The organism is Shewanella sp. 11B5 (assembly GCF_002836795.1).
In the GTDB taxonomy this organism is placed as follows: domain Bacteria; phylum Pseudomonadota; class Gammaproteobacteria; order Enterobacterales; family Shewanellaceae; genus Shewanella; species Shewanella frigidimarina.
This window is the reverse complement of record NZ_PJAP01000412.1, coordinates 1-5,122: the sequence shown is the minus strand read 5'-3', so window position 1 is coordinate 5,122 and position 5,122 is coordinate 1. Positions and strand designations below refer to the sequence as shown.

Genomic DNA, 5,122 nt, shown 5'->3' with positions numbered 1-5,122 from the left:
TCCGCTCGATAAACCAATAGCAACACAGTTTTTATGCCATTGCTTGACGCGCCTGCCAGTGGTGAAGTTAATTTTACGCGGCTCGGCTAACGGTTTTCCGTCTAGGTTGGCTAATAAATGCTGTTTAGCTTGGTCGTCGCTCATATGTTGGCTGCTATACACAATGCCATTACCAGTGCGATGTTGCAGTGGAATACGCCATTGCCAACCAGCATCATTAGCGGTTGATTTTGTGTAAGGCGTGAGAGGAGAGGTGCTTTCACAAGGCACGGCATATGCGCTGTCACAGGGTAGCCAATGCTGCCAGTTTTCGTATTCTACTCCTAATGCTTTTTCAATCAATAAAGCAGAAAAACCCGAACAATCAATAAATAAGTCACCATTAATGCAGTCACCATTTTGTAAGGTGACACTGTCTATCGCGCCATCATTGGTGAGTTGAGTGCTGGTAATAGTGCCTTCAACCCGAACAACACCACGTTGTATACTGTATTGGCGTAGTAAGTTGGCATATAAACTAGCATCAAAGTGATATGCATGGGTGATACCACTCATCTGCGCTTGAGCAATACTTTGAATAGGTTGGAATTTATTGTGTTTAGCAGCCTGATAATTAAGCGAGTATTGCCAGAAATCTTTAGCGTTAAACGTACTTTGATTTTGTTGGCCACAATGAGCTTGTGCGCTGAGCCAATAATGATGAAACGAAGTAAAGCCTAAGTCACGACCAATATTGCCAAAAGCGTGCATGTAAGCATCGCCTTGTTGGTGCCAGTTTTCAAACTCGATGCCTAATTTATAGGTTGCTTGGGTCGCTTTAATAAAGTCTTTCTCGCTGATGCCTAATACGCTGTTAAATATCTGCAGTGGCGGAATGGTGGCTTCACCAACACCTATAGTGCCGATGGTGTCAGATTCAATGAGAGTGATATTAAGTTGTGTTTTAAACAATTTTGCTAACATGGCTGCGGTCATCCAGCCCGATGTTCCGCCGCCTACAATGACAATGTTTTTTATTATCGTTTGATCCATTGTTATCGCCTTTTTAACTATTTTTGATTTATTTTTACTGAATCCGATATTGTAAAAAAGCCCCTGTAATAGGTTACAGAGGCTTTTTTGTCGGTTTAGTACATTCTACAAGCCCATTAGAACTTGTAGTTTGCGCCTAACATAAAGTTACGACCGTAGTTTTGATAATCACGTACTAAACGTTGATCATCACCTGTGTACGATGTAAATGGCTCGTTAGTTAAGTTGTTTATTTGGAACTGCACCGATAAACCGTATAGGGCATCGATACCGCTTTCAGTAAAGTCATAACCAATTTGTGCATCAACAACAGTTTCAGCTTTTATGTTAACGTTTTCACGCTGTAGACTGATTTTAGTTACTTCACCTAAGAAGTCACTACGATAGCGTGAGCTGATACGTGCTTCAAAACCAGAGTTTTCATAGTAAACAGTGGCATTGAAGGTTTTTTCAGAAAGGCCTGGCAGAGTCGTTGGATCACTGTCTGACGTTTCTTTCACTTCGCTGTCGTTGTATGAACCACTTAAGATGGTACCAAAACCACTTAGAGAATCAGCAAACAAACCAAAGTCGATTGATAACGATGCTTCAATACCTTGTACATAACCGCCATTACCGTTTTGAGGTTGGCTGACATTCCCAATTGGGTTGTCACCTGGGTTTTGTGGCAAAATAGTGCTGAAATCAAAGTTAGTTTGTTGATCATAAACGTAGTTTTCTAAGTCTTTATAGAAAACAGCTACCGAGAAATAACCTTGGTCACTAAAGTAGTTTTCATAGCTTATGTCGTATTGACGCGCTAACCATGGACGTAGCTCAGGATTACCTGCACCACCTGACCAGTTAACACCGTCATTTGGGTTTTGGTTGTAGCTAAAGTTAACGTTAGCGTTCATTTTATCCATACGAGCACGAGTTAACGTACGCGCAGCAGCAAAACGCAACATTTGACCATCGGCAACTTCAAAACCTAAGTTCATGCTAGGTAACCATTCAAGGTATGAATCACCAGCAGTACGAGGCGTTAATGTCACTACACCGTTTTCAACTGTCGCCACAGTACCGTCTGAGCTTTGGTCTGTGTGTACAGCTTGAATGCCGACGTTACCGGTTAATGGAAAACCAAATAATTCTGACTCTAGGTTGGTTTTAACATAAAAAGTAGAGACTTCTTCTGATACTGCCCAAGAGTTTGTCGCACGTGATAAATCTACATCAGCAACGTCTGTTTCGGTATAACCACCATCGTTATAAAACGCTAGCGAGTCATAACTCAGTACATCACCCATGCCAAAGAAATCGAGTGAGGTTGGCGATAATAAATATTGCTCTGGTACGGTTTCTAAGTAGTCATCAGAACCGTCATAACCGGCCAACGTTAGATAATAACCTTTATCAAGCTTGCTTTTATCGCGATTTGTGCGGTTAACACCAAACTCAACGCTGCGCACTGCACCGTCATCAAACACATATTCTGCGCTTAAACGGAATGATTTAAGCTCATCATCAATTTCTGGCTTGTTGATAAAACCGTCTTGAGTATTGGCACCAAGTGGGCTACCCCAACCAAGTGGGTCGCCTAATTTGATGACATTAGGATCGGCATAATTAAGGTCATGGGTAAAGTTATAACCGCCATTACCATTGTAGTTAAAACCTAGGTCATCAACTGCGCCAACACCGGTGCCACGGCCTGTACCGGTATAACTTTCCATACCAATATCGGTACGTTCAGCTTTTGATAAAGCGATATCAGCTTCAACGCTCCAATTGTCATTGATGGTGAACTTGTTGTTCCAGCCAATTGACAGTGATTCAGCATCACGTTTGTTGACATCGTTACGGATAACGACTTCGGCGCCATTAATGGTTCCTTGGGTCACTAAACCAGCTTCGGTTGTTGTCGAGGTGACACCACCGTTAGTGCCCCAAGCAGCAGGAATTTCGATACCACGTAAACGCTGGTCATCAGTGAACTTTGTATAGTAAATATCAACAACTGAAGTGAATTTTTCGTTAGGTGCGTATTCAAATACAGCTAATATACCATCACGTTCTAATTCACTTGAACGCACAAATGGTTTTGCGCCACCTAAAACACTGTCTCCAGCATCATTTTCTGGATAACCCCATGCCTGCCAGCGTTCTTCTTGGTTTGGTGACATCATGCGGGCATAACCTAACGCAATACCGATAGTGTCGTCTGCAAACTGGTCGATGTATGAAATACTACCACGATAACCAGTGTCACTTGAGCCACTGTTAAGTGAACCTAAGTCGTTCATCTCGCCACGAAGCGACATCGCAATAGTTTGCTCGCCATGGGTTAGTGGGCTAATAGTTTGCATATCTACCGTGCCGCCAATGGCTTGTGCCATTACAGAAGCATCTGGTGTTTTGTACACAACAACACGATTTAATAATTCAGAAGGGTATTGGTCAAACTCAACACCACGGTTGTCGTTAACCGAAGCTTGTTCGCGACCGTTTAATGTCGCGGTAGTGAAATCTGGGCCTAAACCACGGATAGAGATAACGTTAGCACGTCCATCTAAACGTTGTGCTGATACACCAGGTAAGCGGGCGAGTGACTCTGCAATACTAACATCTGGTAATTTACCAATGTCTTCAGCAGAAATAGCTTCAACAATGGATGATGAAGACATTTTTAGTGATTGTGATTCTTGTAAACTGCGACGAATACCAGTGACTTGAATCACTTCGATATTTTCTTCGGCAGTTTCCGTAGTATTAACGTCATCCGCAGCGTAAGCACTCATGCTTGCACCTGCAGCAACTAACGCTAGCGTAAGTAGGCTCGGTTTAAATAGCAACATTCATCTTTCCCCTTTAAGTGGATACTTAACAACTTGAAGTCCAGGTCGAGTGTTAGTGTCCTTTTGAATTTTGGTTACAGTCTTTATTGTGTTTTTTCTTCAGCATGCTTAATTAACTTTATAAGTGACTGCATAAGTGCCGAAGTTATGACCAAATTGTTGCACAACAGTGACGATACTACTCCCAGTACAGTTTTGCCGACAATATTATGCATACGTATTCAACGTTATTAGTGGCGAATTAGTGGCTGGATTTTACAATTGTGAAACATCTTGATGGTGCCATTTATACTAGTTAATCTGTTGTATTTATGTACCTTTTATTGATTTTAATATGTGCGATAGATCAATTAATTCTTTGCATACGTATGCAGGTGTATTGAACCTGATTTCCTTATTCACGTATCCTCGGGGTAATGAAAAACAACAGCGAGCTGTTACCCAGCCGCAACATCAAGGTAACTCATAGGTGTTTTGGGGTTAGCTTAATTCTAAGGGGAAGCAATGGATCAGGTAACCTGGTGGCGCGGTGGAGTGATATATCAAATCTATCCACGCAGTTTAATGGATTCTAATGGTGACGGTGTCGGCGACTTGCAGGGCATCATTGCTAAACTTGATTATATTGCCAGTTTAAATGTTGATGCAATTTGGATTTCGCCTTTTTTCAAATCACCAATGAAAGACTTTGGTTACGACATTAGTGATTATCTTGAAATCGACCCACTGTTTGGCACCATGGCCGACTTTGACCAACTTATTGAGAAAGCCCATCAACTAAATATAAAAGTGGTGATTGACCAAGTACTCAGTCATACCTCAGATCAACATCATTGGTTCGAGCAAAGTCGTCAAAGTCGTGATAATGATAAAGCTGATTGGTATGTATGGGCCGATCCAAAAGATGATGGCAGTGCGCCTAACAATTGGCTCGCTATTTTTGGTGGTTGTGCTTGGGAATGGGAACCACGCCGTCAGCAATACTACTTACATAATTTTCTTAAAAGTCAGCCTGATGTTAATTTCCATTGTCCGCAGGTTCGTCAAGCTGTGCTCGATAATGTTGAATTTTGGCTTAAAAAAGGCGTTGATGGTTTCCGTCTAGATGCGATTACATTCTGTTATCACGATGAACAATTACGTGATAACCCTGCTAAACCAAAAGACAAGCGTCAAGGCCGTGGCTTCAGTGAAGATAACCCTTATGCTTACCAATACCATTACTACAATAATACTCGCCCACAAACAGTTGG

3 protein-coding genes are annotated in these 5,122 nt (G+C 41.9%); 1 reads left to right on the top strand and 2 read right to left on the bottom strand.

Translation table 11 applies throughout. The features are described 5' to 3' along the window. Positions 1 to 1,032 (bottom strand): tryptophan halogenase family protein (locus CXF78_RS09590; protein WP_102036646.1); only part of this gene is annotated, 1,032 nt, incomplete at its 3' end. A 116-nt stretch (positions 1,033 to 1,148) separates the two neighbouring features. Beyond that, positions 1,149 to 3,869 (bottom strand): TonB-dependent receptor, encoded by a 2,721-nt coding sequence (locus CXF78_RS09585; protein ID WP_102036645.1) that lies wholly within the window; start codon positions 3,867 to 3,869, stop codon positions 1,149 to 1,151. A 504-nt stretch (positions 3,870 to 4,373) separates the two neighbouring features. On the opposite strand from CXF78_RS09585, the gene CXF78_RS09580 reads away from it, so the two are divergent. After that, positions 4,374 to 5,122: alpha-amylase family glycosyl hydrolase (locus tag CXF78_RS09580; RefSeq protein ID WP_257984881.1), on the top strand; the 749-nt coding region annotated here is incomplete at its 3' end.